The organism is Rhizobium sp. BG4, assembly GCF_016864575.1.
GTDB lineage: Bacteria > Pseudomonadota > Alphaproteobacteria > Rhizobiales > Rhizobiaceae > Rhizobium.
On sequence record NZ_CP044127.1, the window covers coordinates 46852 to 72144 of the forward strand.

Consider the following 25293-nt stretch of genomic DNA (forward strand, 5'->3'; position numbering starts at 1 on the left):
TGGAGCTGACGGAAGGAGGAAATACCGTGGGCGAAATCCGATACCTCCCAAATCGAGGTCTTTTGAAAGACGAGAGTATCCAGAGAATTGTTGCCGCGGCCAAGGCTAACGCTGGTCTCTGGCTGATGGTCAAGGAGCGTGCGGTGGAAAAGCGTGCCATCAATGCCGAACTCGAACGCCTAGGGGCGGATGCAAAAGACCTGGATCGGCTCTTTCCGACAGGCCTGAAGCCAACGATTGCCGAACTCGCAGACGAGCTTGTGTCCACCATGTTCAGGAATTGCCTGCCGGAGATCGGCTCTCGTGTTCAGACCGCTCTGCTCGAGGCAGCCGAATCCGAGCTTGATGGCGGTTCGCTACAGCCATAGCAAAAGGCGCGAGAATTTATCCGCTTAACCATCTTGTTGCGCCGATCATCGTCCATCTGTACCGGCGCAGTCTCAGCCATTGCCAATTTTGTCTATGACCCACGCCTGCAGCCGGCGCCCGGTCCGTTCAGAATTCGCCTCGGTAAGATCCTCGGGAGAAACAGCAAAGATCGGTCCGAGATGTTTCATTCGGGGGATCGTTTTTTCCTTGGCGTTCCGATATTCCTCGATCTCCATCCCAAAGGCTTCGACGAGCAGTCTTCGCGGTGGCTGATCTCTATAAGCAGTTTCTAAAACAAAGTCTGGCCTGCACAGGCCCATGGGCGTTTTCATGGCGAAGAGGGGCTTGATAATGGAGATCCGGAGTTCTGGAGCAGCATCGAACAGCGATTGCTGAAGCCAAAGCAGCAGATGGGAAACGTCGCGCTCAAACCCGGACTCGACGGGAAAGAGCGTATCGCCATTGTAGACCGGTTGGGCGTAGGCTTGCACAGCCCGAACCGGGCCTTCATCGTCGTCCTGAAAATCCACGTTCAGCAGCGTCAGGAACGGTCTTCGGGTTGCCGGATCCCCCCGAAGCGGCTGGCGCACCTTGGAGAGAATGTCGATTGTTCGCGAGGTGGATGCCGGCATGACGGATTGCGTGGAAACACTTGTCGAAAACAACAGCATGAAGCCGGTGCGGCGAAGGCCAACGGGCCAGTCGGCCCGCGAGGTCGCAAGCAGCTGCTGCCAACGACTCTCCGGATTCCAGTAGTCGGGGCCCCAAGTCGATAGTAGCGCGTTCAGCGTCCAGGTCCTGAGCACTCTGAGCTCACGGGATGCGGAACGCAACCGTGACAACTGATTGGCGAGTGTGAAATCAACACCATCTTGCAACGGCGGTATTACGTTCGCACCCGCCCTATCAAGCATCCGCCATAGCACGCCACTCAGTCTGGACGGCCGGTCGTTTCGTTCGCTCGGTCGCGCGGGATCCTGACCTGAGACATCGGCCAGGCGATCAGGAATGGCGGGAAGGGCATCGATATACGAGCGGTCGGATTTGGGCGGGGGGCGAAGATGATAGCCGCGGTCAATGAGAGCGGGGCTGGCGTCCTTGTCAACGTGAAACGGGCAGGCAAGGGCGTGGTTCGGCCGCTCCTCATGCCGACCAGGGTCATTGTCCTTCGGCGTCAACCGCCGCAGCGTGAAGGTGCGTTCCTGTTGGATCGGTGCAAGCAACGGCTGATGCTGTGCCTCCAGGCAGTCGCATTCGATCCAGCCATTCATGACCTTGACGCGTCGGATAACAGAAAGCGCAATTGCCTCATCATCGCCGGAGCTCGCGTTGCCGTACCAGGCCCGTAACGCAAAGGCGTCGCCATCGTCCAAATCAGCCAACACATGGGCAGGGCTATTGCGGACCACGATACGCATGGCTCGCCGTTAGTACCCCATCAGCCAAAGACTGAAGCCGAGATACCCGATGCCCGCGGCACCAGCGACAGCCACGACCGTCTCCGCCCAGCCGCGAATGTCCCAGAAGCTTCCGCTCACGGTCCGAGCGCCTTCAATCACGACCGCCAGGAAGACATAGGACGGGATGACCATCGCGTAGCCAAGGGTTAGACTGTCCCTAAAGGCCATCCGCGCAGCGACGAACGCGATCGCCAGAAATAGGATCGCTATCGCTAATCGCTGCAGGTTGATCCGATAGCCTAACCGTTCGAGCCATACCATCCGTGCTCTCCACTACAAGAAACAGATCAAAAATTTAACTGCAGTTAAAGTTATGAGCAATCGGAGATTTGTCTACAAGGTGACTATGACATGCATTTCGAGGGTTCCTGGGGTCGCTTGCACAGCCTGCCTGCTGCGGTGTATTGAAGTCGCACACGAAGATGAAGAATAGAGCGTTGATGCTTAACTTTTTTGGTCTCTGGACAGCCTTATGGATCGGATGAGCGGTAGAACTTTGCGGCATCCACGCGACTGTCGGCGCGCCCATTCGGCTGGTGACAGGCCCTCATCGCTTGGGAACGCGTTTTTGGAACCTCCGGGTAAGGGTGTCGTTCGATGTCGCGGTTGAAGGACGATCACACCGATCAAGTTTCGAATGGGATTGATCTGACGTCTCTCTCCTTCCAGGAACGGCTCGCCATCGGCCTGATGCGGTTGAAGGCTCAACGTCGGTTGACAAACAAGGATCTGGCCGACCAACTTGGCGTGTCGGAAGCATACATGTCGCAAGTCACCCGCGGCATGCGGGATGTCAAGCTGTCGACCCTCGACAAGATGCAGCGCGAGTGGAATGTGACGATCGAGGAGTTGTTCAGAATCTCGGAAAGTGATCTTGCTCGGATCGCCGCGTGGCGAACCCGTCGGACGAAAAAGAAAACCTCCGACGAGCCGACGTAAGGTCTTCCGGTGACACTGGTTCGACGTGGATTAATGGTTCAGGTTGAACCAGAACCTCTGCTTCACGCCTTGTTCGTTCGGGATATCGAAGTAATAGGGATCCGGACGGCGCGGCCGCGGCGTCGCGATCTGCTGAATGCAGTTATCGCCTTGATCGCCGAAGCTCCGCCGTCTCACGACATTGCTCTGATTGCCATCGGAAGCGCGCAGCCCTGGAGATCGGCAAACATCAACAGTTCTGATACATTGGTCAGGCTTACTACTCCAGCCATTGCCAGTCTGCGAACTGCTGCCAACCGTGGTGCCCGACGGGCAGTCTTCGTAGGTCTCTCGCCCCGGTTTGCCGGCATTGGCCTCATGGCAAATAGGCCACGAAAATCCCGGCTCCTTCATGGCCGCGATGAGCTTTGTCATGGGCGGAACGCAGTAGGATACGCCCTGCCAGGACGGATTCTGTGACGCGGCGCAAAGCAGAACCTGGCATCCCCAGGACGCGTCCTCGGCCTTTACGGGCGCCGCCGATGGCGTAAATGCCGATCCGGCGATGATTGCAGCCAATAGTAGTCTCTGTCTCATCGTCCGCTCCTTCGACGTTATCATTGGATTCCGCCAGACCCCCGTCGATTTTCGCGAAGGAGAGCACACCCGGTTGGCTTGCCCCGGCAAAAGATCCAGCGGTCGTCGTGATGATGCCTGAGCACGTCACACCCGGCGCTGCCTGGCGCGGTTTGCATTCCGAAACGCGCATCGACCGTCCGGATTTCGTGAGCGTAGCGCTTGCCTCCGCGTCACTTGGGACCTCAGTTATCGTCTTTTGTGACGCTTCGTTTTTCAGTCGGGCGACCGCTTGTTCCAGATCGGTCTCGCGGTCGCTCCGGATGACTGCATTGATCGCAGAGCCGCCAGCCGTGCCGACCAGGAAGGCGGCCACGACTGCCAAGACAGCACCTCCGGAAGGCTCGTTCAGCGCCATCTTCAGTATCCCTCGATCCCGAGCCGTTTCAGGATAGCGACAGGACTTGTTTCGCAGTCTTGTTTCCAATCTGGATGCTTGGCGCATGCGTAAGCGTACTGGCTGAGATCGGCTGACGAGAGATCGGCAAGCCTGTTGCCAACGACTTTCCAACGTTGCACCTCGGCGGGATCGCAGCCAGCGCCTCCGGCTCCGCAAAACTCCGGATCGCGCTGGTCTATCTGCTTCTGGGTCGCGCTGTCCTCGGCGATCGCTACCGAAGCGGACCCCGACAGCAATATGACTACTACAGCGGCTGCAGCAATACGGCTCATTCAACCTCCATGCACGTCGTGGGTATTGGGTGACTTGGTCGGGATAACAGGCAAAGGCAGGGGCAAGCTGGTGTCGGGTTCCGATGTGGAAGCCCTGGCTTTCTCCCCATTCGCTGTCGACGCGGTATATAGCCAGGGCGGAAGGAGATCTGGCGATGACCAGACGCCGTATCCGAGGCCGCGCGCCTTCCTCTCGATATCGAAATAGGCGGGAACCTGAGGTTCGCCACGGTAATTGAATGCATAGCCGATCCCTTCTGCGATCGCCGTGGCGGCGAGGTTTGTCTCTCCGACAAAGCAGTGTGCGAGGATCACGCCGTTGGCGTCGCGAGCAATCGGTGCGCAGTTGACGTCTTGCCCAAGCGTACGAAGGATCATCCAGGCCCGCGAGACCTGACCGGCCGGCCAGTCGACGCCGTCGCTCGTTGCTGTCTGTTCGAGGCGAGGTGCTTCGTATCCCGCAAGCCGGACGGTCTCCGCGCCCTTTCTGAATTCGAGGGTGGTCGCATCGACGACCTGGACTTTTCCATAAATCTGGCGCGGGATCTCAGCTGGCCGGACTTGTGCCGTCGTGGCCGCCACTGTCATCGTCAAAAACAAGATCGACAGCGAAACAAGTTTCATCGTTTTTCGCTCCCTCGACCTGCGAGGATAGCGACTGGGTGAGGCATATCCGAATAGCCCCACAGGCCGGCGCGCGCCGATCGTGCGCTCTCTTCCGCTACCCTGTATCCGGGAACGATTAATTGCCCGGCGGTATCGACGGCGGCGAATCCCCATCCCTCAGCGATCATGTACGTTGCCAGGTCATAGCGCCGTTTGCCTGTTGTCGTCTGGCAGCCGACGACGGCATTGTTCTGATCTATATCCTTGATGGTTGTGCAGACGGGCTTCGTATCATTAATCAACGCCTGGACCATGATCAGGTTGAGCTCGCCGCAATCCCTGACAACGCCAGGAGATATTGTGATGGAGGTTCCGCGCAAACACGCCTGCAGACCATAGAGACGATATCGCCGCCCGCCGGAAATCCAGGTGTCGCCGGTTTCGAACTGCGCCTGTCCTGGAAAAGGCGCGAATTCGGTCCCATCGCTTTCGTGGCTATCCGCGGCGGCCGCTTTGTTCTCAATCGCCTGGACCGGGATAATCGGAGCTTGGGAGCGAGGAAGTTCTGCGAGGTTCGAGCCGGCGAGCATGGGTGTGATGGACATGCCTGCAAAAAGGCCAGAGGCTGCGAGCGCCGACATCAACATCAGGAACCTCATCCGCATCAGTTCATCAAGGGATTGGCGCGGTAGCGCTCACCGTAAGGATGTAGGAAATGCGGTCTCGCCCATATTCCGGCTCTTGCCTTCTGCGCGACTTCCTCTGCCTGTGCATATTCCGGAAACAGTGGCGGGCCCGAACGATCGCGTGCCGCGAACGCTACTCCGGTGCTGATGAGCACTTGGGACAGCGATTGTGTTTCACCGTCCTTCATGAAGAAGCATTCGGCAAAAAGGACGGTCGGCGAGCCGGCATTCTGACCGAGGAAATGGCACGGGAAAGCGTTGCCGGCGCCAGCCTCAGCCTCCTCGAGCATGGCAGTTAGACCGGCGAGCGAGACCATAGAGCATAAGGTCTGCAGGCCGGCAAATTCCATCTTCTCGGTCGAGAGGCAGCCTTGGACGCCTGCCAATTTAATGACGGTACCGTCGGCGGCGAGGAACGCGCTTCCGCTCAGTGCGCCTTCAGGCGTGATAGATTGGAGGTCGAGCCGGTCGGCCATTGAGGGGATATCGAGGGGCTTTTGCGGGGCAGGGACCAGATCGCGCCCCTCCGCGTAGGCCTTTTGATAGTAATCGACAAATCTTGAGATGGCATCCTCTTCGGCCGCAAGCGCCACTCCGTTTGTCGCGCATGCAATGGTGCAGAAGAGGATTTGAACGAGCCGTCGTGCGCCGGGATTCATGCTTTCGTCCCTCATCAATTGGCTCCAGCGATGATGCACAAAATTATACTGCAGTGCAAGTCTAGAAAAGGTGTGAGGATTGGAGTACCTTTGTCCAGGCACTGAAAATCGCTCGTGGAGAAAAGCACATGTCAGCCTTCAGGCAGTCACTTAAGGTCGTTGTCTTCCCGTTTCGGGCGGCCTGGTTCGTCGTGCTGATCGCCAATTTTATCATAGTGTCGGCCGCGGGACTGATTTTTGCGTCGTTCGTCGCATACGTTGTCGCGTTGATATTCTCATACGCCTTTCTCCCCGCAGAATGGACGCAAGCGCTGTGGCTGTCGGCGACTGGTCTCTACGCTCATTCGTTTTGGTTCAAAGCGGCTACGATTACATTCTCCGCGCTGCTGTTTTTACCAATCCTTCGCTTTTGGCCGCGAAGGGATCCGGTTGCGGATACAACTCGTGAACGCCAAATGGTACGGCTGAACGAGGATCTGATCGCCGCTCGGCGGCAGCGCGAGCTACGAGCCCAACTTCGGGCATGACGAGAGAAGAGCTGGTTCGTCCAGAGCGTGGCGGCGGGGATCTCTGCAATCGTTCGCAGCACATGCAACTCCCTTCCGCCCATCAGTAATAGTCGACACAAGATGGTGAAGAATTCTATGGCAGTTAAACCCCTTTCCCTAGCGATCTCGACGTTCAAGGGCGGTGCCGGCAAGTCAACCCTGAACGTCAATCTCGCAGCCGAGTTCGCGCAGCAGGGACATCGAACGCTCCTGATTGATTGCGACGAGCAGGAGTCATCGACGCGCTGGTACAATGTCTCAATGAAGCGCGGGCTGCTCCCGACGGACGGCACGTTGCTGCATCTGCGAGTCGCACCTGGCGACAGGTTTCGCGACCGCCTGGCCGATGCACCTGAAGCGGATATCCGTATCTATGACGTCGGCGGCTACGTGCATCAACGGGCTATCGAGGTCTATCACGAGTGCGATGCCGTCCTCATTCCGATCATCCCCGAGCCGACCGCTGCCACGTCTGCAATCAAGGTGGCGACGATCCTGAAGGAAATATCCAAAAAGCGCGCTGCAGGGCCGATCCCCTATGCGGCCATCTGGAATTACGTCGACATGATCGCGCTCAAGCACAACAGGTCACTTCCCGAGGTTCATGCGATCCTGACGAGCGGCCGGATTCCAATGGTGGAGACGGTCATCCGGAAAAGCAACCATTTCAGCGATGTCGGAGCCGGTTTCGGCTCGCTCTATTCCAAGCTGGCAAGTATCGAGAACAGTTCCTCGCTCACCCCATCGGCAAAGCGGCGAGCATCCGAGAGCGTGCTCGACGCGATTGATCTCGTGAAGAAGATCAACAACGAATTCATCGGCCTACTGCAGGCGGAAGCGGCCTAACGCATGTCGAGAGAACGGACGCCCGCCGGCAATATTCTTGCCCTTGCCCGGTCCAGGGAGGACCAGGCGAAGGAGGTGGAAGAGAGTGCCACGTCCTACATGCCGACGGACATCGATCTTGAGACGTTGATGCCGGATGAGGCTCCCGAGGCACAAGACGACAGAGCCATCGCGAGCGTTGAGCCCCAGCAACTGGGGATTCCAGCCAAGAACCGCCGCCACGGACGATTGCCGTCACAAGGTACCTCGACGGGCACTGAAACAAAGCGGAAGCGTATCTCTCTCTACCTCGATGACGACGTGCTGACCAAGATATTCCGTGTGTCGTTGGAACAGCATGAACAGCTCTCCTCGGCGACCCACCGGCTGATCGTCGAGGCGCTGAAGGCAAGGGGATTGTGATCAGATGCGCGAGCCAGCTGTGATGTTCCGCCTCCCGGCCCACATTTTAAGCAATCTCGAAGCCCTTGCCCGCAGGCTGGATGTCTCGGTCAACATCGTCGCCAAGCTGATCGTTACTAGAGAGGTCATGCAGATCCCCGCGATGCTCAAGGAACATGATCGCCAACTGGCAAACATCCACCAGTTCCTGCGAGAAATTGCCTTTCGAAATGAGGAGTTCCTCACCGAAGAAAGCGTGGATGCTCCAACCGCCAGAGCGATCGTGCAGCAACTCGAGGACGTGATGGACGCGCTCGACGCTATCAGAGACGCCGCCTATGTCCGGCCCTCCACCTATATCACGGACTTGATCAGGAACCATGATGAACGACATGTCCAAAAGTCGCTTCGCGTCTAGGTCCGAAGGCCGCCGGCTGCCGAGCTACTTCGAGCTTATCGAAGACGAGCTCCGGCGCCGAGGCGGAGGCGGCGGTGCGGCTAGAACACGTCCACCGTTGGCAAAGGCTGGATTTCCCAAGGGCAAACATCCCGGCGCTGCCTCGGCTTTCAGTCGTGCTTCTGGCAACGATGCGGTTGTCGTTAAAGTCCTGTCTTATGGGGCGGGCGCGGCGTCAGCGCGCAACGTGCTCGCCTATCAGAGCAAGGAAGAGAAAGCGCAAGACCAGGATGGCCGTGAGGTTACTGATCTGCGAGAGGCTGTCCGCTCCTGGGAGCGCGAGTTTGACAACCGAAAAGGCAGTCAGGATATTCTTCGCCTGACCTACGAACTGGAGAATGCCAATCGCGACGATATCGCTCGTGCTCTTGCTTCTCTGGCAAAAGATGGTTTCCGCCTGCATGGCGACACAGATCGAACCTACGCGTTCAGTGTCAGCGAAGGCGTGAAGGGAAGAACTCGTCTGCAGTTTGCGCTCATCATCGCTCACGAAAAGAAAGACAGGTCGGATCGAAGCAGCGCGAACCGGGTACCTGCGGACATAGAGAATGTTCGGGCGATTGACGATCGACTGGACACGGCTCTGCGTAACGCCAGGATCACTCCGGTTTCGCGCTATCCGGCGGAGTTTTCCTCCGGACCCAAAGGCCTGACGGCAACCTTGCATGCGATGCAACGGGCAGGAGCGGAGGTCACGATTTCCACAAAGGCACGCATCGAGGAGCGGCTTGGCAGGAGTGGCCGTTATGAACTCGGCGAGGCGCGGCGCGAAGTCACGACCAGGGACCACAAGGAACTGACCGCGGAAGGCAGAACGGTTGGGGTCCTCATGCAAACCCGCCAACCGCGGGATTTTATGCACCTCTTGCTCTCAGGACCAGCCAATGTGGATCGTGACCAGTTCATCCTCGCTGGCCGAGATTTCCTGCGGGATCAGTTCGCGGGGCATCGTTTTGCCTATGCTGTCCACAATCGTCACGACCGTGAAAAGCACCCGCACCTGCATGTGATCGTCGCACTGCGCAATGCCAGTGGGAGGACGCTCAGCCCCAACATCCGCGACTTCACTGAATGGCGCGTTCGCTTTGCCGAAAAGGCGCGAGAGCGTGGTATCCCGATCGATCGTCAGAAGCGCATCGAGCGCGCCGGACCACCGCCGGTGAAACGATGGGAATGGGAGATGTTCCGGCGGATGGGCGCAACGGCGCCTGGCAACGTCGTTGATAAGGTCTTGGCAAGAATGCGTGACACTCCGACCGCACCAAAGCGCCAGGATGCTCGGATGCGGCTCAAGAGGGGTCAACGGTCCGTCGGACATGTCATCGAGATGTTGGAGAAAGTCGCAAGAGATCGATCGGCCCCCAGCACCGCGCGCGATCTTAGTCACGATCTGTCCGTAGGGCTTCGTCGCGAATACCAACGGCTTGAAACGGCGATTCGCGAGGGTCGCGATCCCACAGGAGAGAAAGGCGAAGAGCATATGCTGCGATCCGCCCCCATCAGTTCCGCGCAGGCAAGAGCGGCGAAGGAAACACTGGCGAATGCAGCTTTGAGCGTTGCCACCAAGATCGCCAATCCATCTGATCGGTTGATTTTTGAGCAAGCGGCAAGGATCATCGGCAAGGTGGTAGGGCTGCAACTCGATTCCCGCGTCGCGAAAAATCGGGATCGGGCGGAGATTGGCAAGGATAAGCGCACGTCGGACAGCCTTGCGACGAAGTCGGCGACCGGGCGCGACCACGTTGCGGAGCAGGGCGTCGGTAACAAGAGTTCGAGCAACCGTGCTGTTGATCAGTTGCGTATAGCCCGTTCGAACGCCGAGCATGATATCCCTGAGAAAGGTCGGCCAGACCACCAAAGAAACCAACAGCGCGATCGCGAGATACCGAAATCGATTAAGCTGCGCCCGCCGGAGGAAAAAGACCGGGACCACGGTCGGTAATGGAAAGAGGTGGAACGGAACCGCCTACTCCAGATCCAAGACATGCTTGATCATCGTCTTAAGCCAACCCACCGTCGCTGGCCGGCTGATGTTCGACGCCGCGCGGGCGCTTAGTCCCGGATAAAATATTTCCGTGAGACCCGACGGGTGAGCGTTGACTCGCAGGGCTTCTGCCTTCCGAACCACGACCGTCCTGTTAAGATCAGCTCCGTAGCCGTCCGTCAGTCTCCCTATCAGGTCGTTTTCATCTCTGTGCGAACCCTGGCGCGGTCTCAGGGCGGACATACAGGCTGTGTGTATCCAGAAATCGGGTGGGGCGCCCGATACCTTCAGTAGATCGTCGAGCAGCCGTGTCAGCGTCGCGCTATCGATACGGACACGCGACTCATATAACGCAGGTGGATGATGTGAAATAAATCCGAAACGAACATCGAGGTTACGAATATCTTGTAGCATCGCGACGAAATCAGCATCGATGTCGCCGAGTGTCTGGTCTTCGAATTGTGGCCTGTGCCTCAAGAGGATGTCGTCACGCTCAAAAATGACCAAGCCAGTTGAACCCACTCGCCTGCGGATGCAATGCACATCGAATACGTTAGAATCCATAGCTGCTCTCAAAGTTGACATAGCTTCCCCTGTGCGCTTCAAATTGCGGTGTGTGTCCGTTCAGAATGAGCGCTGAGCTTCTGCCTCCAGTGGTCGCGCGGCGCTGGAATTTGCTATGTGGTGATACGATGCTTGTCGCCGTTGAGTTTGGGGAGGCAAATCATGGCGAAAATGAAACTGCGCTTCTACTCGGTCGTTAGCCTGATCCTTCGGCCCCATGTCTGTCAGTTGATACTCTTGATCAAATAGGCAACGAGGACTTCGTGTCTCGAGACCAGTTCGTGCGGCTCGCCCTGATCTACTGTATGCTCTTACACGCCAGACCGTCGGCAACCGGTGGCGGTTTCCGACGTTAGCCCGTGCGCATCGGTATGGTGGGGAGAAGATTATTTGCGCTTAAAAAGGAGCCGCGCGTGTCCGGCTTATTGCCGGAGATGGACCAATTGGAGATTACCAAGCGAACGCGCATCTGCGAGTTGCTCGGCATCTTTACGCGCGTGGGCATCTCGAACAACGATCACTTCCGCTCTGGAGAGTTGAGCGGCTACACCGGCATGCTGGAACGCAGGGTTGCCCGCGTCGTTCAACCACCGGATGCTCCCTTGGCGCGACGTTTGTCAGCCCGCCTCGATGAGGCGCGGTCAAAGATCAGCCGATGTAAATGTTGCTATAAGCGTTATGAACTTCGAGCGCATTTTTTTGGGCGCAACCATGAAAGTGTCAACGGCGGTGTAAAAACCGGCCACGGGGCGGAGCAAAAGTCGGCCACTATGGCGGCGGCCTGAGACCGCTGGGAGGGCGTAGCCCGAGCGGGGGTCTCAGGCCGCCGTGGCGATTTTTTGAAGGGTCTCAGCCGGCCTTTCGGGCGCGGCTTTGGGCGAGCCGATAGCTGTCGCCGTTCATCTCGAGGATGTTGACGTGGTGGGTGATGCGATCGAGCAGCGCGCCGGTCAGGCGCTCAGATCCCAGGGTTTCCGTCCATTCGTCAAACGGAAGATTGCTGGTGATGAGGGTGGCTCCGCGCTCGTAGCGTTGCGAGATCAGCTCGAACAGCAACTCCGCGCCGGTCTTCGACAGCGGCACGAAGCCCAGCTCATCGATAATCAGCAGCTTGTAGGCGGCCATCTGCTTCTGGAACCGGAGCAGACGTCGTTCATCACGGGCCTCCATCATCTCACTGACCAAGGCGGCGGCCGTGGTGAAGCCGACGGACAAGCCTTTCTGGCATGCGGCCAGACCGAGGCCGAGCGCGACATGGGTCTTGCCGGTTCCACTGGGGCGAGAGCAATGACGTTCTCCCGGCGCTCGATCCATTCGCAGCGGGCCAGTTCCAGCACCTGCGTCTTGTTGAGCTTGGGGATGGCGGTGAAGTCGAAGCTGTCGAGGCTTTTGACGACGGGGAATCTGGCCGCCTTGATCCGCCGTTCAACCTTGCGCCGGTCCCGTTCTATCGTCTCCCGCTCGGCAAGCCGGAACAGGTAGCCGACATGATCGACACCTTCGGTGGCACAGAGCCGGGCCAGCTTCTGGTGCTCGCGCTGGAAGGTCGGCAGCTTCAAGGCTTTGAGATAATGGGCGAGCAGGATGTCGGGTGCTTCGGTGCTCATGCCGCTTCTCCCGCATCAGACGACAGAAGGCGCATATACGCCTTCGCAGAGGTCTTCTCGACCGTCGCTCTTGGCAGGTAGGGATAGATCGCCAGGTCCAACCGCGGTGGCCGGCGCTCGACCCGGCACAGGATCAGATGCTTGACCGCATCGAAGCCGATCGCGCCGAGCTGAATGGCCTGCTTAACGGCCGCATGCAGGTCGGCAAGGTCGAAGCTCTCCAGGAGACGGAGAACCTGCACATATTCCCGCCGCCCATGCTTGGCCATACGGCCTTCCATCAGCCGACGCAGCGTCGCGAACTCGTCCGGCAGATCCCAGCCCTGGAGTGGCGCTGCCTGATCCAGCGCATTGATCTTCTGCTCGATCAGCGGCAGATAATGAACGGGATCGAAGACAACATCTTCGCGTTCCCAGCTTCGCGGATGACGAGCAATGATCTCGCCGCGGCAGCCGATCACAACTTTGTCGACATAGCCTCTGACCCAGACGTCCTGATGACCGTAGGCGACCGGCACGGAATAGTCGTTGGTCTTGTAGCGCACCAGAGACTGGGCCGTCACCGTTGTACTCGCCTGATCGCAGGCATCGAAAGGCGACGCCGGCAAGGGACGCATGGCGGCAAGATCTCGCTGCAACCGTTCGCCAATCGTCTCGCTCTCGCCGCGCAGCTTGTCGTTCTGCCGCTTGCGGCATTGCTCTTCCAGAAAGGTATTGAACGCATCCCATGTCGGAAACTGCGGGATCGGCACCATGAAGTTGCGCCGGGCATAACCGACAAGACCCTCGACATTCCCTTTATCGTTACCTTTCCCGGGACGGCCGTAGCGATCCCGGATCAGGTAGTGGGACAGGAAGCCGCTGAACAGTGCTGCGCGCTTGCGGGTGCCGTCGGGCAGGATTTTTGCGACCAGGCAACGGTCGTTGTCATAGACGATCGACTGCGGCACGGCCCCGAAAAACGTAAATGCATGGATGTGGCCATCGACCCAGGCCTCGGCCACGGCCGCCGGATAGGCCCGCACGTAGCAGCCGTCGCTATGTGGCAGATCGAGCACGAAAAAGCGCGCCTTCTGCTCGACGTCGCCGATCACCACCGTCGCCTCACCGAAGTCTGCCTGCGCATGGCCGGGTGGATGCGACAGCGGCACGAACACCTCCTGACGGCGCTGATCACGCTCGCGCATATAATCCTTGATGATCGTGTAGCCGCCGACGAACCCACACTCGTCACGCAGGCGGTCGAACACACGCTTGGCAGTATGCCGTTGCTTGCGCGGCACCTTCAGGTCTTCATCGAGCCAATGCTCGATCGTCGACACAAACGCATCCAGCTTCGGACGCCGGATCGGCAAACGTCGCTGATAGCCGGGCGGCGTCGAATAGGCCACCATCTTGGCCACGCTGTCGCGCGATATGTTGAAATGCTTAGCTGCCTGGCGCTTCGTCATCCCTTCCGAAACAGCCAGCCGAACCCTCAGATACAATTCCACGGTGTAGATCCCCTGGCCCTCCTGCATTCAATGCAGAAAGGAAATAGGTGGCCGGATTTTACTCCGCCCGCGGCAGCATTATGCCGCCGCTACCGTGGCCGACTTTTGCACCGCCGCTCTCAGTACAATCCACACGAGTAGCTACTAGATCAAGCGGAATATCCACATTATGGATGCTCTGCACAGTAAATTTCGGATCTGGCATGGCTCCTAAAGAAATACCCTTCATCGTCCTGCATGGGACACCGGCTGAACGAGGACGCCAGCATGGTGCGGCGTTGCGCGCGTGCATTTTAACGTCGCTGACCTCGTTGCGGAATTCCTTCAGCGACAAGCAATGGGATTCGGGTCGCACCCGTTCGGCCGCTTGCCTTCAAAAACTTGAGGCACTGGCGCCCTCCATCGTCGCCGAGCTTCGCGGCATTGCAGACGCTACAAATCTACACGTACACGATGTTTTGCTGCTTTCCGCCTTCGAATTCCTTGGCGGGCATACGCGTGGCTGTACATCGGCAGCCCTGTCGCGTCCGGCGGGAGCTGTGGTCGCGCAAAACTGGGACGCTCCAGCAAGCACAGATCAACATCTTGTCGTCTTTGTCCACGAGGGAGCAGACGAGCGGTTCATATGTATTGCGTCTGCCGGCACCCTCGGCTGGGTTGGCATGAATGGTCATGGTCTGGCTTTCGTGAACAACGATCTCATCCTGGATGAGGCGGAAAATGGCCTGCCGAGCTTGGTCATCCGTAGGCTCATGCTCGCAGAACGCAATGTCGATGCTGCAAACTCCGTTTTGCGATCCCACAAACATCTATCAGGAAGATGCTTCACGCTTGGAGATGCGCAGGGGCGGCTGCGTCTTGTAGAGGTCGGACCTTCCTCGGGGGTCACTGATCGAGCGCTACGGTTTGCTGTGCATACGAATCACCCGATTTTTGCCAAGCCTGCAATGTGGGAAGACATCGAAGCAGTGGCACGTGTTTACCCATCCAGCCGCTCCCGGCTGCGTGCCGCCCGAGCGCATTCCTTGAACAGCGTGGACGACATACACTCCCTATTGTGTGACCGCTCCGACGCGCCAGACGCGATTTCAAAGTCACCCTCACGCCGCGAGCCAACGGGAACAGCTTTTTCAGTCATCTTCGATTGCGGACGTCGGGAGGCTCTGATTGCCACAGGTCGTCCCGACTTGTCGTCATACCGGCGGATTTCACTCCTCCAACATGCCAGTGTCTAGTCCCGGTCAAGGTGTGCGGAAGTCTTGCAGACCATTGTCGCGCGCGAACTGGGAGAAATGAGCAGCAAGTTCTTCGGCTCGTGCTTCGCATTCTTCAGGTCGATAGGATTGGAGATCATAACCCAGCACGTCGCGCAGGACGCCGGCGGACGTGTCGGTGAACCGCACCGTCCCATCATCATCGACGCTCTCGATGCCATCGAACCGCTGGCTCTCCCTGTTCACCGAAATCGCCTGGTCGAGTGACAGCTTGGCAGGAAGATCCACCAGCAACCCGTGTTGGGAGACTCTGACGGGATAACCACCCACGAGGCCGATCGGGCCTGGTGCGTGGACGACGTCACCGGTACCTCGCGCTATCGCCAGCAGCATGGCCGTCGCAGACGACGCCGTCACAGATTGACCAGCAAGACCCTTGACGCGCCGGAACCGACCGGCCACCAGCGAGAACAGTTTCGCATGATCAACGTCTTGGTGCGGGACTTCCAGACCATTGGCATAGATCGTCAGATGATAGGGCGCGCCGTCCGTTCCGCCGGTGCTGGGCATTCTGTAGCTGACATAATGGTGGGCGAAGAAGCGGACATCTATGGACGAAGGGGGCATCGATAGCATGTGAGCGGCTGCAAGTCGGACGCCCGGCACGGCGTTGGCGATGTTCCCTATTCCCACAGCCGGCGCCAGTCCCTCCGCAGCAAGCGAGGCATTCACGACATCGGGATAGGACGCGTTGACAACGACGGCAGGTGAGTTGGCGAGCCGCACGGCCTTCATGAGACGCCGAATAAGAACTTGATGCATAGGCGTCCAGATGCCGCCGCGCGCCTCGTCTATACGCTTGAAGGCGTCGCCCGGAAGTTTTGTTATAACCCACCAGCTGTGAAGCGTGGTGGCATTGAAGATGATGTCAGGGGCTATTTGCGTCAGCCTTTCTGCCGTCGCCTCCACGTTCATCAAATTCATCGGACAATTTCAACTGCCGGGCAAAACCCGAGGTTCATGGCGGTGTAGCGCGCCAGGTTGACCCGATGAAGCACCATCTCGGAATTGCGACCTGCTACGATGACGTCGAGATCCATGCCGCTCTGCAGCAGGAAATCAAGAACGTCGCCACCGAGCACGCCATGGCCGATGATCAAGATTCTTTTCGCACGCGTGGGTTTTTTCATAACTATCTCCTCACTCGTAAAAAGTCTAACAACCGCACGAGCAATTGCTGATTGCATCATGCATGAAGGCGTTGTAGATTGCAATCGAAACGTGTTTAAGAATTTGGGTGCTAGTTGGAGTAGAGAAGGTGCCGACTGACCAGCCCGTGCTTTCCATCGATTTGAGAGCGGTTCAGGAGAACTATCGAACAGTGGAAAAGATGGTCGGCAGATCCGTCTCGGTCAGCGCCGTCGTCAAGAGCGATGCGTATGGACTTGGTTCAACCCAACTCTCAGCGGCGTTGCATGAGGCTGGCTGCACAAGCTTCTTCGTAGCCGATGTTCACGAAGCGCAATGTGTACGTAGAATGCTGGATGACGCCGATATTATCGTCCTGTCAGGCATTAGCTCAGGTGAGCGCGACGTCTATCGCAGCGGTAAATTCACTGCCGTCTGTCATTCGCTTGCGCAGGTCGCGATCGCTGCTGCTGCTCGCATCCCCTTCGCTCTGAATCTTGACACTGGTTTCGGCCGGCTTGGCCTGCGTCTCGGCGAGGCACAGTCGCTGGCGCACTCAGCACCGGCAACGCCTGTCCTGATGATGAGTCATCTTGCGTGTGCCGATGAACCGTCAAACCCACAGAACGTCCTGCAGCTCAACCGCTTCGTCACATTGACTTCAATCCTCGGCTTAACGGCACCGCGCAGCCTGGCTGCATCATCCGGCTTATCGCTTGAAGCATCCTACCGCTTCGATCGGGTGCGCGTCGGATCCGCGCTCTACGGCCTCCACAACCCTGCCCTCGGTCCCAACCCGTTTCTACCCGTAGTCCGTCTTAGCGCCCGTCTTCTCGCCGTAATCCAGGTCCCACGCGGAGAGGGGATCGGCTATATGGGAACGTTTCGAACAGACCGCAGAACCCGCCTTGGAGTCGTCGGAATTGGCTATAAGCACGGGTTGGCGTGGTCGGCTCATAACCGGTTTTGCGCCGAGTTGGGCGGCTATGCTGTACCCCTCGTGGGACGCATCTCGATGGAACATTGCGCAATCGACCTTACGGAGCTTCCGGCTTCGCTCCTGCGTGCCGGCGCCCGGGTCGATTTCATCAGCTCAACCCATCATGCCGAAGAGATCGCGCATGCCGCGGGGACGGTCGCCCAAGAGATTCTTGTTCGGGCAGGGGCATCCTGTCGGCGCAGTTACATCGGTACGAAGGGTTCGCTCCAATGAACCGTCGACGATCAGCGCAGGCGCAGGTCCTGCTTGCGGCAACGTTTTTCAGCACGGCCGGCGTGTTCGTTGGATTGATCAAAACCGATCTGTGGTCGATCATCTTTTGGCGCAGCCTGTTTTCTCTCGCTTTTACGAGCGCGCTGATGATCCTAGCGCCGACGAGACATTTGACCAAGCCGGATCGTTCCAGTCTTCTTGCCGTTTTTTTCTCAGCAAGCGGTATGCTCGTCTTCGTAGCTGCGCTTAGACTCACATCGGTTGCGAACGTCGCTGTCATCTACGGAACTCTGCCTCTCATGACAGCGATGATCGCCTGGTTGATCGTCGGAGAACGAATTTCGCGCTCAACAGCGTTTTTGTGCTTGCAGGCGGCGTTTGGAGCTCTGGTTATATTTTGGGGCTCAACCTCTTCAGGGTTAGGGCTCGCTGGTGACGGCCTGGCTCTGTCGATGACCGTCCTCATGGCGCTGATGACGATAGCGATGCGAAATGCCCGGTCCTCGGCGTTAGTGATCGTCGCCTCATCAAATGGCCTCGCTGCCCTAGTCGGTGCCGTTTGTTCGCCATCGCTGGCAGTCGACATCGGCGAACTCGGCATGCTTGCCGGCTTTGCCCTGGTGCAGATGACGCTCGGACTTCTCTGCTATACGGCAGGCTCGCGGCTGCTGCCGCCAGCCGAGACCGCTCTTCTGACCCTCGCCGAGATGCCAATGTCGGCTTTTTGGGTCTGGGCTGCGTTCGGCGACAGCCCCCCGCCGCTGACTCTTGTCGGAGCAGCGGTCATTCTGACGGCCGTTATAATAAAATTGAATGCACCAGAAACACGACGATCTTCCAACGAGGTTGAAGTCAATGGCGATACCCCCGGCCGCTGAACACGCGTCTGTCAGAGAGCTTGCGCGGTTCTACCGGGGATTCATTATCGATATCTTCGGCGTCCTGCATGACGGGGTCGTGCTTAACCCAGCCGTTCTGACGACACTGACGGCGCTGCGCGCGCAGGGCGCGCGGGTCTGCCTTCTATCGAACTCGCCGAGACGGGCGGCAAGCATCACCTTGCGTCTCTCCGACATGGGCCTCTATCAAAATCTTTACGATGGCTTGGTCTCGTCTGGTGAGCTTGTTTATGCAGCTATGTCGGGAGCGGTGCATCTCGATGGCATGCCAGCCGGTGGGCGATATCTACATGCTGGGCCGCCGGAGCTTTGCGGGCTGCTTGAGGGCTTGCCGCATCAACCGGCCAGCTCGCCGGCCGAGGCCGATTTCATCCTGGCGACCGGGGACGTCGCGCACGATGCGGCCTGGATTTCGATTGCGTTGGCGCGCAACTTGCCGATGATCTGCGCCAACCCCGATCTCGACGTCATCATTGCCGGACGCCGCGTTGCTTGCGCAGGCTCCCTCGCCAGGCGCTACGAAGGGCAGGGCGGTCACGTCCACCGCGTCGGCAAGCCGGGTGTGGAAGCCTTCGTTGCTGCGCTACAGGTTCTGGACCTGCCGCGAGCACAGGTCATCATGATCGGCGATAGCCTGGCGACAGACATCGCGGGCGCCAACAGCGCCGGTTTGGCATCCGCCCTGGTGCTATCGGGGGTCCATCGAGATCAAATCGACCTCCACCGATCGGCAGCGAGGAATGAGCTGCATGACCTCTTCGAAGCTCACGCCGCTGCACCGGATTACCTCCTAGAGCAGTTTTCCTGGGATCAGGGATTCCAACCCATCGCTTAGCGGGTTGAGTTGCGTTTCGATGTCACGAACTTCCTTGGTGAGAAGTGAGACCAGCTCGGGCAAGCGCCCCGGCGTCAGTCGAGCGCTTGTCAGGTTGAGAGCAATCGACGCGATGGCGTCGCGCCCCGGCGGCAAGATCGGAACGGCGACCGATGAGATTCCTGCAACAAGCTCTCCTTCATCCAGGGCGTATCCATTTGCGCGGATCTGTTCCAATGTTTCCCTAATCTTGCGCGCCGTAAAGCCGCCGAATTTCTTATAGAGTGGTGTGTTGGCGCTGATGACAACGTCTATTTCCGCAGCAGGTAGATAAGCCAAAATCGCTTGGCTGGCCGGTCCAATGCCCATCGGGATCTGACCGCCGACATGTCCGGTCAGGCTGTCAATCACATAGCTGCCCTGCTGGCGGTCTACACAAACCGTTGTGAGGCCAGCGCGTGCCATCAGGAAGACGGAATCGCTCGTCGTAGCGGCCAGTCGCAACAAGGCTGGCCGAGCCAGCTGTCGAAGCCCGGTACCGTCGGCAGCCTTGGCACCCAAGGCGAACAATGCGAGTCCCAACCGGTATTTCTTCGTCTCTTGCTCACGGTCAACAAGCCCATGGCGTTCAAGCGCAGTTACGATCCGGTGGACTGTGGGCTGCTTGAGCTCCAGCTCGTCACCGATCGCTGCCATCGATGTTCCACCTTGGCCAGCCTCGCCAAGGTATTTCAGGATGGCGACCGCTCTATCAAGAAGTTGTGTACCGGTTGCGGCGGTCTCGTCCTTCGCCATGCCTATCCCCTGGATTAATCGCCAGGAGACTCCTTATACATCTAGCCGCCGTTGTAAACGCCTAGCCAGGGCCACCAAGCGCTGCAAACAACGCCGAGGGATGCTGATGTATGCCCAAGCCGCTCACAGTACGGCTGATTGATAGCGCGGTCTCATCTTCGAGATTGAGGGACAGCCTTTCGAATTTGTGCTGTAGTTCGCTGGCAGTCAGGGGATTTTGCGGTTCGCCCCTTGGAAAGCGGATCTCAATCGACTGGACAATATTGCCGGCACTGATCGTCACGCGCGCTGGCGTTGAGGCGGGAAACGCGCTTGCATAGCCACTGCCACTGGAAAGCTTTATACGCTTGGCGAGCGTCGTCACTCTGGTATCCGCCAAGAATTTGTTGTCCATCGGAAGAAGAGCGCTTGCCCCGTGCACCAGCGCCAAGGCGACGCAGAAGGGGATGCTGTATTGCGCCGCTTCGGGGGATTGCGGTTCAGCTTGGTTAGGAAGACTTAGGGCGCGCTCGAATGTTTCGATTTCGAGGTGCTCGATTGCGTCGTGCGAGATGCCTGTGCTTTCTTGTAGGGCGAGAGCTCCATCGATTGCTGCATGCGCCCACCGGCAACAACTGTAGAGCTTGAAATAGGCGCCTTCGATGGCCCAGTTGCGGCCGAAATCATCAAGAAGGCGTTTGCGCGAATAAGCAGAAGGGTCATCCAGCGCATCAAGAGGGCCGCGATGTCCTGCCTTGGCAAGCGATATCGCCGCAACACCATTGGCGGTCGCCCAAGGGATGCCCTCCTTGACCGTGTGCCCATAAACCGTCCAGCCGGTGGCTGCTTGCGAGGTTGCCGTTTGTGCAGCGATAGCCATGCCGTGTGCAACAATCATCGGCGCCTGCCCCGTCAGCCATCCGACCGCCGCGGCGACGCCCGGCCCGCACCATAAACCGGTATCGGTGGTGCGCAGGGCGCTTATGTCGCGCGCTGCCGAGATTCGCACTGCAACTTCATATCCCAGTGCGATGGCGGTCAGGAGACTGTCAGCGCTGCAAGCGTGACGCTCGGCCGCAGCCAGGACGGCCGGTACGATTGCTGCGGCCGGATGGCCCGAGGCTTGCCGATGCCCGTCGTCGAGATCAAGCGCTGCAGCGTAGGTCGCATTGACGAAGGCTGCGCCGGCCGGCGTCAGCCTGCTTTTCGAAAACCACACCACTCTATCGCCACATCCGAATATCTCGCGAGCCGATCGTGCAGAGGCCTGACCAGCATCGGTTCCAGCACCTGCTGCGGCCACGCCCAATGTGTCGAGCAAGGTGCGCCTGACTGCCGAATGGGTTCGCTCCGGTGCCCGTCCAACGTCACTGCAGCATACCGCGAGGCCTGTGATGGCCGGGACAGTCTGTGACCCTGCACGCATACTCTCCCAGGTGGTATTGAACATTCAAACATCCCTCCATTGAACTTGAGCAATCGGATTCAAACCGTCATTGACATCCATAATGTGGATGTGTAGCGTGTCAATATCAAACTCGGGAGGGGTTGGAGAAATGCTCGATAAAGACCTAAGCAAGAGCAGAAGGTTGGCGGTCGCCCATGACGAGATCATCGGGATCACCGTCGACGAGATTTCGTACCAGGCGCGACTGGGAGAGACCGTCTTGACTACGTTGCGGATGGCGACCGGTCATGTACGCTGGTTTGAGTTTTCCCCGGAAAAACGAGCAGGTTTTTGTCTAATGAGCGCCTGCCAGGATTGCTGGCTGTGGCATCAGGATGGACGACGGCTGCGGGCCTGCACGACGCGTGCAGAAGACGGCATGACGCTTGTGACCCTTCCCCCGGAGCATTGCTGATGAGCACGACGGCAGTGATCATCGGAGCTGGCCCCGCCGGCATGGCAGCCGCCGAGATCTTGGTACATGCCGGCCTGCATCCCACTATCCTAGACGAGGGGGACCAGCCAGGCGGCCAGATTTTCCGAAAGCCTCAAGCCCAGCTTCAGCGGCCACTTGAGAAGCTCTATGGCTTCGATGCAGCGCGAGCCAGACGCGTTAACGCGACTTTTGCCAGTCTGCGCTCAAAGATCGACTACCGGCCTGGGACGCAGGTGTGGGCGGCCGGGAATGAAATCCTTCATCTCATTGATGACAGCGGCTCAAGCGTTCAGGCATGGACGCATCTGATCGTCGCGCCTGGGGCGATGGACAGGATTGCACCCGTCAGAGGTTGGACAGCAGCAGGCCTCTACAGTCTGGGCGGTGCTCAAATCGCCTTGAAAGCTGAGGCCGCCGTCATCGGCCGTCGTGTCATTTTCGCGGGTTCAGGCCCATTGCTCTATCTCGTCGCCTACCAATATGCCGAGGCCGGTGTCGATGTCGCAGCCGTCCTGGAAACGGGGCACCCGTTCGCACAGATCGCCAGATTGCCGGCGTTGCTTTCCGGCGGCCGCCTCTTCGCCAGGGGCCTGTTCTACATGGCTGCACTGCGAAAGCGAGGCATCCCGATCCTGACAGGCGTGAGGCTGCAGGAAGTCATTCGCGATTCTGACGACCGCGTTACCGCGCTGTCATTCCGGCATCGCGGCATGGAACAGGTCGAAAGCTGCGATGCCGTGGCGCTCGGTCACGGACTGAGGTCCGAAACGCAGCTTGCCGACCTCCTGGATATCGAATTCAGCTTCGACGCGGTCCAACGGCAGTGGCTGCCGAAAACCGATCAGGATGGACGCTCAACCGCTTCCAATATTTATTTAGCGGGTGACGGACTGTCCGTTCGCGGCAGCGAAATCGCCGAGGCCAGCGGCCGTCTCGCCGCTTCGGCATTGCTTCACGACATTGGCCTGCCCGCACCCTCGAAGGTTGAGCGGGATCGCCGTACAATGAGGAGCGCAGCCCGTTTCAGAGAAGCGCTCGAACACGCGTTCGCTTACCCCCACGAGGAGGTGGCAGCTCTTCCAGATGACGTCGTCGTTTGTCGCTGCGAAGGACTGTCAGCCGGAGCGATCCGCCAAACGGTCGAACGGTGCGGCGAAGCCGACATCAACAGAGTAAAGGCGTTTTGCCGGGTTGGAATGGGACGCTGCCAAGGTCGCCTGTGCGGCGCGGCGGCCGCGGAGATTGTAGCGGCTGCCTCGGGCACCACCATTGAATCGGTTGGACGAATGCGGGGTCAGGCGCCGATCAAGCCGATCCCGCTGGCCGAGCTCGTACGGAGCCGGCCATGAGCGCTACGTTCGACATCGCGATCATCGGCGGCGGTCTGGCCGGCTGCTCGACGGCATTGCACGCCCGTCTCAAAGGAGCCTCGGTCATCCTGTTCGAGCGTGGGCGCTGCGGCGGCCAGGCAAGCGGCGTGAATTATGGTGGTGTGCGTCAACAGGGCCGGCATCCGGCAGAACTCAGCTTGTCGCGGCGAAGCCGGACGATCTGGGGAAGCCTGCAGCAGTTGATCGGCACTGACTGCGAGTTCGCGGCCACTGGTCACCTCAAACTAGCTCGCACTGATGTCGATATGGAAGACCTCATCGCGCACCAGGCATTGCTTGGAGAACATGGAATTCACGCCGACATTCTGGAAGCTCGGGATCTCACCCGTCGTTTTCCTTACCTGTCCGGAAGGTACGCTGGAGGCTCCTACTGCGGCGAGGATGGCCAGGCCAATCCCCGGCTTGTCGCACCAGCTTTTGCCAAAGCGGCTCGGGCCCTGGGCGTCGTAATCAGAGAAAACTGCAAGATTGCCGTGGCCGAGCGAGCGGAAAGTGGTTTCGTCATACGACCGGCGGACGGTAGTCCTGCAATCTCCGTGCGCCGTCTCATTAATACCGCGGGCGCATGGGGCGCCGAGGTTGCCGCCATGTTCGGGGACCTTGTGAAGGAAACAGTGATGGCTCCTAACATGTGTGTCACTGAACCTATTCCACCGTTGATCGGACCGAACCTCGGGATCTGCGGTGGCAGCATCTACATTCGCCAGGCAGCCCACGGCAGCGTGATTTTCGGCGCTGGGCTCGGCGTCGCCGACGCACAGGCTCTGCGCGCGCGACCATTGGCAGAGGTCACCCTCGAAGCGGCTGCTGCTGCTGTCGAAATGGTCCCACATCTCAGAAACGTCCTACTGCTGCGCAGTTGGACGGGGATCGAGGGCCGAATGCCCGATGGCCTGCCAGTTCTCGGGGCAAGCCCCACTGTTGAAGGCCTTTTTCATGCCTTCGGATTTTCCGGTCACGGCTTTCAGCTTGGACCTGCGGTTGGCGCGGTGCTCGCCGAACTCAGTCTCGACGGTGACACGCGGACATCGATATCGGGTCTCGCGATGGATCGCTTCGCGCCCTTCGCGGTGCCTGCGCCTTGAAACTGACCATCACAACAAACACGAAAGGGAACAGATATGCATCGCATCAGACATCAACTGCTGGCCGGCATTCTCGCTTGGACGGCTGGCCTCGTGCCCGCAGTGACGAATGCAGCGGACCAGAAATATCATCTCGTCGAACCGAACACTCTCTCTGTTGCCATCACTGGTGACATGCCAGGCCTCGTCGCCCGCAACGGCAAGCTGACGGGGTACGACGGCGACATCCTTCAGGAGGCCGCAGAAAAGCTCGGGCTGACTATCAAACCGGTGCCAATGGAATGGTCAGGCGCTATCGCTGCTGTACAGACTGGCCGTGTCGATATCATCGGAGGCAACGTCGCCTGGACCAAGCAGCGTGCCGAGACGTTGTCGATGAGTGACCCGACAGGCTATTTTCAAAACGGGATTACATCAAAGCGGGAATCGGGCTGGCACACCCTTAAAGACCTGGAAAATCGAAAGGTCGGGTCGATGACCGGATTTTCTTTCCTTCCGGAGTTGCACAAAATTCCCGGCTTGGAGCTCTCCCTTTACGACAGCACGGACGCTGCACTGCGCGACCTCCTGGCCGGCCGGATCGATGCATTGGTGGGCGACCCGCCCGTCATCGACTACGCGATTTCGAAAAACCCGGATTGGGACCTCGTCAATCTCGCCTTCACAGACAACAGTCCCGACTTTCCGCTTCTCACCAATCTCGGCCGACAATACGTGTTTGGTCTCTCGAAAGAGAACGCCGATCTCTCCGCTGATCTAAGCGCACAGATCCGAGCGCTATGGACATCGTGTGAGGTGAAGAAAATCGGCGCACGTTACGGCAACACCAGCCAGGCCAACTTCACACCCGGCAGCGACAACTTTCGCGCCGGTGTCGATCGCCCTGCTGACTGGACGCCACCAACCTGCATGAAGTGACACCATAGCGGCCGGGCAACCGGCCGCC

At 58.9% G+C, this 25293-nt stretch carries 29 protein-coding genes and 1 pseudogene; 16 read left to right on the forward strand and 14 right to left on the reverse strand.

Annotation, left to right across the window (positions count from 1 at the left end):
- The first annotated feature begins 26 nt into the window (after positions 1 to 26).
- Positions 27 to 368 carry a hypothetical protein gene (locus F2982_RS27880; protein ID WP_203431413.1) on the forward strand — a complete coding sequence of 114 codons (342 nt, stop codon included), beginning with the start codon at positions 27 to 29 and terminating at the stop codon, positions 366 to 368.
- 72 nt (positions 369 to 440) lie between these two features.
- On the opposite strand, the gene F2982_RS27885 is transcribed toward F2982_RS27880, so the two are convergent.
- Both F2982_RS27885 and F2982_RS27890 read right to left on the reverse strand, forming a co-directional pair.
- On the reverse strand, positions 441 to 1787 hold the full coding sequence (locus F2982_RS27885) for a hypothetical protein (RefSeq protein ID WP_203431414.1): 1347 nt from the start codon (positions 1785 to 1787) through the stop codon (positions 441 to 443).
- Between the two features lie 9 nt (positions 1788 to 1796).
- Positions 1797 to 2090, reverse strand: coding sequence for a hypothetical protein (locus F2982_RS27890; RefSeq protein ID WP_148195461.1), 294 nt, complete (start codon positions 2088 to 2090; stop codon positions 1797 to 1799).
- Between the two features lie 336 nt (positions 2091 to 2426).
- On the opposite strand from F2982_RS27890, the gene F2982_RS27895 reads away from it, so the two are divergent.
- Positions 2427 to 2768, forward strand: a complete 342-nt coding sequence (locus F2982_RS27895) for a helix-turn-helix transcriptional regulator (RefSeq protein ID WP_203431415.1) — start codon at positions 2427 to 2429, stop codon at positions 2766 to 2768.
- 355 nt (positions 2769 to 3123) lie between these two features.
- Here F2982_RS27895 and F2982_RS32210 read toward each other — a convergent pair whose 3' ends face one another.
- The 5 genes from F2982_RS32210 to F2982_RS27920 are packed head-to-tail and all read right to left on the reverse strand — an operon-like array spanning position 3124 to position 6021.
- Entirely contained in the window at positions 3124 to 3741 is a 618-nt protein-coding gene (locus tag F2982_RS32210) for a hypothetical protein (protein WP_203431416.1), read from the reverse strand.
- 2 nt (positions 3742 to 3743) lie between these two features.
- Entirely contained in the window at positions 3744 to 4055 is a 312-nt protein-coding gene (locus tag F2982_RS27905; protein WP_203431417.1) for a hypothetical protein, read from the reverse strand.
- Positions 4056 to 4679 (reverse strand): thermonuclease family protein, encoded by a 624-nt coding sequence (locus F2982_RS27910; RefSeq protein ID WP_203431418.1) that lies wholly within the window; start codon positions 4677 to 4679, stop codon positions 4056 to 4058.
- Complete coding sequence (locus F2982_RS27915; protein ID WP_203431419.1) at positions 4676 to 5308, reverse strand: thermonuclease family protein; 633 nt, start codon at positions 5306 to 5308, stop codon at positions 4676 to 4678. Before F2982_RS27915 ends, F2982_RS27910 begins: the two co-directional genes overlap by 4 nt.
- A gap of 17 nt (positions 5309 to 5325) precedes the next feature.
- A complete protein-coding gene (locus F2982_RS27920) occupies positions 5326 to 6021 on the reverse strand; it encodes a nuclease (protein ID WP_246777714.1) in 696 nt (231 codons plus the stop codon).
- A 113-nt stretch (positions 6022 to 6134) separates the two neighbouring features.
- On the opposite strand from F2982_RS27920, the gene F2982_RS27925 reads away from it, so the two are divergent.
- The 5 genes from F2982_RS27925 (at position 6135) to F2982_RS27945 (ending at position 10180) form a co-directional block, all read left to right on the forward strand.
- Positions 6135 to 6533, forward strand: coding sequence for a hypothetical protein (locus F2982_RS27925; protein WP_203431420.1), 399 nt, complete (start codon positions 6135 to 6137; stop codon positions 6531 to 6533).
- Positions 6534 to 6650: 117 nt separating this feature from the next.
- On the forward strand, positions 6651 to 7400 hold the full coding sequence (locus F2982_RS27930; RefSeq protein WP_281438230.1) for a ParA family protein: 750 nt from the start codon (positions 6651 to 6653) through the stop codon (positions 7398 to 7400).
- 3 nt (positions 7401 to 7403) lie between these two features.
- Positions 7404 to 7802 (forward strand): hypothetical protein, encoded by a 399-nt coding sequence (locus F2982_RS27935; RefSeq protein WP_203431421.1) that lies wholly within the window; start codon positions 7404 to 7406, stop codon positions 7800 to 7802.
- Between the two features lie 4 nt (positions 7803 to 7806).
- Positions 7807 to 8199, forward strand: a complete 393-nt coding sequence (locus F2982_RS27940) for a hypothetical protein (RefSeq protein ID WP_203431422.1) — start codon at positions 7807 to 7809, stop codon at positions 8197 to 8199.
- Positions 8162 to 10180 carry a relaxase/mobilization nuclease domain-containing protein gene (locus F2982_RS27945; protein ID WP_246777715.1) on the forward strand — a complete coding sequence of 673 codons (2019 nt, stop codon included), beginning with the start codon at positions 8162 to 8164 and terminating at the stop codon, positions 10178 to 10180. Before F2982_RS27940 ends, F2982_RS27945 begins: the two co-directional genes overlap by 38 nt.
- Before the next feature lie 24 nt (positions 10181 to 10204).
- Here F2982_RS27945 and F2982_RS27950 read toward each other — a convergent pair whose 3' ends face one another.
- Positions 10205 to 10786: a hypothetical protein gene (locus F2982_RS27950; protein ID WP_203431423.1), complete on the reverse strand. Its 582-nt coding sequence runs from the start codon at positions 10784 to 10786 to the stop codon at positions 10205 to 10207.
- A 413-nt stretch (positions 10787 to 11199) separates the two neighbouring features.
- On the opposite strand from F2982_RS27950, the gene F2982_RS27955 reads away from it, so the two are divergent.
- Positions 11200 to 11571: a hypothetical protein gene (locus tag F2982_RS27955; RefSeq protein WP_203431424.1), complete on the forward strand. Its 372-nt coding sequence runs from the start codon at positions 11200 to 11202 to the stop codon at positions 11569 to 11571.
- A 64-nt stretch (positions 11572 to 11635) separates the two neighbouring features.
- Here the strand turns inward: F2982_RS27955 and istB are convergent.
- Together istB and istA are read right to left on the reverse strand one after the other, a co-directional pair.
- Positions 11636 to 12393, reverse strand: a pseudogene (istB, locus tag F2982_RS27960) (IS21-like element helper ATPase IstB).
- Positions 12390 to 13844 carry an IS21 family transposase gene (gene istA, locus F2982_RS27965; RefSeq protein ID WP_246777756.1) on the reverse strand — a complete coding sequence of 485 codons (1455 nt, stop codon included), beginning with the start codon at positions 13842 to 13844 and terminating at the stop codon, positions 12390 to 12392. The pseudogene istB and the gene istA overlap by 4 nt, the downstream one beginning before the upstream one ends.
- A gap of 245 nt (positions 13845 to 14089) precedes the next feature.
- Here istA and F2982_RS27970 point away from each other — a divergent pair, with 245 nt between their 5' ends.
- Positions 14090 to 15121 (forward strand): C45 family peptidase, encoded by a 1032-nt coding sequence (locus tag F2982_RS27970; protein ID WP_203431426.1) that lies wholly within the window; start codon positions 14090 to 14092, stop codon positions 15119 to 15121.
- Between the two features lie 6 nt (positions 15122 to 15127).
- Here F2982_RS27970 and F2982_RS27975 read toward each other — a convergent pair whose 3' ends face one another.
- Both F2982_RS27975 and F2982_RS31735 read right to left on the reverse strand, forming a co-directional pair.
- A complete protein-coding gene (locus tag F2982_RS27975) occupies positions 15128 to 16084 on the reverse strand; it encodes a hypothetical protein (RefSeq protein WP_246777716.1) in 957 nt (318 codons plus the stop codon).
- On the reverse strand, positions 16081 to 16290 hold the full coding sequence (locus F2982_RS31735) for a hypothetical protein (protein ID WP_246777717.1): 210 nt from the start codon (positions 16288 to 16290) through the stop codon (positions 16081 to 16083). Before F2982_RS31735 ends, F2982_RS27975 begins: the two co-directional genes overlap by 4 nt.
- Positions 16291 to 16418: 128 nt before the next feature.
- Here F2982_RS31735 and alr point away from each other — a divergent pair, with 128 nt between their 5' ends.
- The 3 genes from alr to F2982_RS27990 are packed head-to-tail and all read left to right on the forward strand — an operon-like array spanning position 16419 to position 19235.
- Positions 16419 to 17501 (forward strand): alanine racemase, encoded by a 1083-nt coding sequence (gene alr / locus F2982_RS27980; protein WP_203431427.1) that lies wholly within the window; start codon positions 16419 to 16421, stop codon positions 17499 to 17501.
- Positions 17498 to 18379: a DMT family transporter gene (locus tag F2982_RS27985; RefSeq protein WP_203431428.1), complete on the forward strand. Its 882-nt coding sequence runs from the start codon at positions 17498 to 17500 to the stop codon at positions 18377 to 18379. Before alr ends, F2982_RS27985 begins: the two co-directional genes overlap by 4 nt.
- Positions 18357 to 19235: a TIGR01459 family HAD-type hydrolase gene (locus tag F2982_RS27990; protein ID WP_203431429.1), complete on the forward strand. Its 879-nt coding sequence runs from the start codon at positions 18357 to 18359 to the stop codon at positions 19233 to 19235. Before F2982_RS27985 ends, F2982_RS27990 begins: the two co-directional genes overlap by 23 nt.
- Here F2982_RS27990 and F2982_RS27995 read toward each other — a convergent pair.
- Both F2982_RS27995 and F2982_RS28000 read right to left on the reverse strand, forming a co-directional pair.
- Positions 19191 to 20009, reverse strand: coding sequence for an IclR family transcriptional regulator (locus F2982_RS27995; protein ID WP_203431430.1), 819 nt, complete (start codon positions 20007 to 20009; stop codon positions 19191 to 19193). The genes F2982_RS27990 and F2982_RS27995 overlap by 45 nt on opposite strands.
- Positions 20010 to 20070: 61 nt before the next feature.
- Positions 20071 to 21309, reverse strand: coding sequence for an MmgE/PrpD family protein (locus F2982_RS28000; protein WP_246777718.1), 1239 nt, complete (start codon positions 21307 to 21309; stop codon positions 20071 to 20073).
- 235 nt (positions 21310 to 21544) lie between these two features.
- Here F2982_RS28000 and F2982_RS28005 point away from each other — a divergent pair, with 235 nt between their 5' ends.
- The 4 genes from F2982_RS28005 to F2982_RS28020 are packed head-to-tail and all read left to right on the forward strand — an operon-like array spanning position 21545 to position 25265.
- Positions 21545 to 21850: a (2Fe-2S)-binding protein gene (locus tag F2982_RS28005; RefSeq protein ID WP_203431431.1), complete on the forward strand. Its 306-nt coding sequence runs from the start codon at positions 21545 to 21547 to the stop codon at positions 21848 to 21850.
- Entirely contained in the window at positions 21850 to 23220 is a 1371-nt protein-coding gene (locus F2982_RS28010) for an FAD/NAD(P)-binding oxidoreductase (RefSeq protein ID WP_203431432.1), read from the forward strand. The genes F2982_RS28005 and F2982_RS28010 overlap by 1 nt, the downstream gene beginning before the upstream one ends.
- Entirely contained in the window at positions 23217 to 24347 is a 1131-nt protein-coding gene (locus tag F2982_RS28015) for an FAD-binding oxidoreductase (RefSeq protein WP_203431433.1), read from the forward strand. The genes F2982_RS28010 and F2982_RS28015 overlap by 4 nt, the downstream gene beginning before the upstream one ends.
- Positions 24348 to 24383: 36 nt before the next feature.
- Positions 24384 to 25265 carry a transporter substrate-binding domain-containing protein gene (locus tag F2982_RS28020; protein ID WP_203431434.1) on the forward strand — a complete coding sequence of 294 codons (882 nt, stop codon included), beginning with the start codon at positions 24384 to 24386 and terminating at the stop codon, positions 25263 to 25265.
- Positions 25266 to 25293: the final 28 nt, after the last annotated feature.

Bases quoted from the DNA above. Each gene is read 5' to 3' on its own strand.
- F2982_RS28010 (WP_203431432.1), top strand. From the start codon at position 21,850: ATGAGCACGACGGCAGTGATCATCGGAGCTGGCCCCGCCGGCATGGCA.
- F2982_RS28005 (WP_203431431.1), top strand. From the start codon at position 21,545: ATGCTCGATAAAGACCTAAGCAAGAGCAGAAGGTTGGCGGTCGCCCAT.
- F2982_RS27895 (WP_203431415.1), top strand. From the start codon at position 2,427: ATGTCGCGGTTGAAGGACGATCACACCGATCAAGTTTCGAATGGGATT.
- F2982_RS27985 (WP_203431428.1), top strand. From the start codon at position 17,498: ATGAACCGTCGACGATCAGCGCAGGCGCAGGTCCTGCTTGCGGCAACG.
- F2982_RS27885 (WP_203431414.1), bottom strand. From the start codon at position 1,787: ATGCGTATCGTGGTCCGCAATAGCCCTGCCCATGTGTTGGCTGATTTG.
- F2982_RS27950 (WP_203431423.1), bottom strand. From the start codon at position 10,786: ATGGATTCTAACGTATTCGATGTGCATTGCATCCGCAGGCGAGTGGGT.
- F2982_RS28020 (WP_203431434.1), top strand. From the start codon at position 24,384: ATGCATCGCATCAGACATCAACTGCTGGCCGGCATTCTCGCTTGGACG.
- F2982_RS27975 (WP_246777716.1), bottom strand. From the start codon at position 16,084: ATGAATTTGATGAACGTGGAGGCGACGGCAGAAAGGCTGACGCAAATA.
- F2982_RS27995 (WP_203431430.1), bottom strand. From the start codon at position 20,009: ATGGCGAAGGACGAGACCGCCGCAACCGGTACACAACTTCTTGATAGA.
- F2982_RS27920 (WP_246777714.1), bottom strand. From the start codon at position 6,021: ATGAGGGACGAAAGCATGAATCCCGGCGCACGACGGCTCGTTCAAATC.
- F2982_RS27970 (WP_203431426.1), top strand. From the start codon at position 14,090: ATGGCTCCTAAAGAAATACCCTTCATCGTCCTGCATGGGACACCGGCT.
- F2982_RS27915 (WP_203431419.1), bottom strand. From the start codon at position 5,308: ATGTTGATGTCGGCGCTCGCAGCCTCTGGCCTTTTTGCAGGCATGTCC.
- F2982_RS32210 (WP_203431416.1), bottom strand. From the start codon at position 3,741: ATGGCGCTGAACGAGCCTTCCGGAGGTGCTGTCTTGGCAGTCGTGGCC.
- F2982_RS27925 (WP_203431420.1), top strand. From the start codon at position 6,135: ATGTCAGCCTTCAGGCAGTCACTTAAGGTCGTTGTCTTCCCGTTTCGG.
- F2982_RS27945 (WP_246777715.1), top strand. From the start codon at position 8,162: ATGATGAACGACATGTCCAAAAGTCGCTTCGCGTCTAGGTCCGAAGGC.
- F2982_RS27905 (WP_203431417.1), bottom strand. From the start codon at position 4,055: ATGAGCCGTATTGCTGCAGCCGCTGTAGTAGTCATATTGCTGTCGGGG.
- istA (WP_246777756.1), bottom strand. From the start codon at position 13,844: ATGACGAAGCGCCAGGCAGCTAAGCATTTCAACATATCGCGCGACAGC.
- F2982_RS31735 (WP_246777717.1), bottom strand. From the start codon at position 16,290: ATGAAAAAACCCACGCGTGCGAAAAGAATCTTGATCATCGGCCATGGC.
- F2982_RS27930 (WP_281438230.1), top strand. From the start codon at position 6,651: ATGGCAGTTAAACCCCTTTCCCTAGCGATCTCGACGTTCAAGGGCGGT.
- F2982_RS27910 (WP_203431418.1), bottom strand. From the start codon at position 4,679: ATGAAACTTGTTTCGCTGTCGATCTTGTTTTTGACGATGACAGTGGCG.
- F2982_RS27890 (WP_148195461.1), bottom strand. From the start codon at position 2,090: ATGGTATGGCTCGAACGGTTAGGCTATCGGATCAACCTGCAGCGATTA.
- F2982_RS27990 (WP_203431429.1), top strand. From the start codon at position 18,357: ATGGCGATACCCCCGGCCGCTGAACACGCGTCTGTCAGAGAGCTTGCG.
- F2982_RS27935 (WP_203431421.1), top strand. From the start codon at position 7,404: ATGTCGAGAGAACGGACGCCCGCCGGCAATATTCTTGCCCTTGCCCGG.
- F2982_RS27940 (WP_203431422.1), top strand. From the start codon at position 7,807: ATGCGCGAGCCAGCTGTGATGTTCCGCCTCCCGGCCCACATTTTAAGC.
- F2982_RS28015 (WP_203431433.1), top strand. From the start codon at position 23,217: ATGAGCGCTACGTTCGACATCGCGATCATCGGCGGCGGTCTGGCCGGC.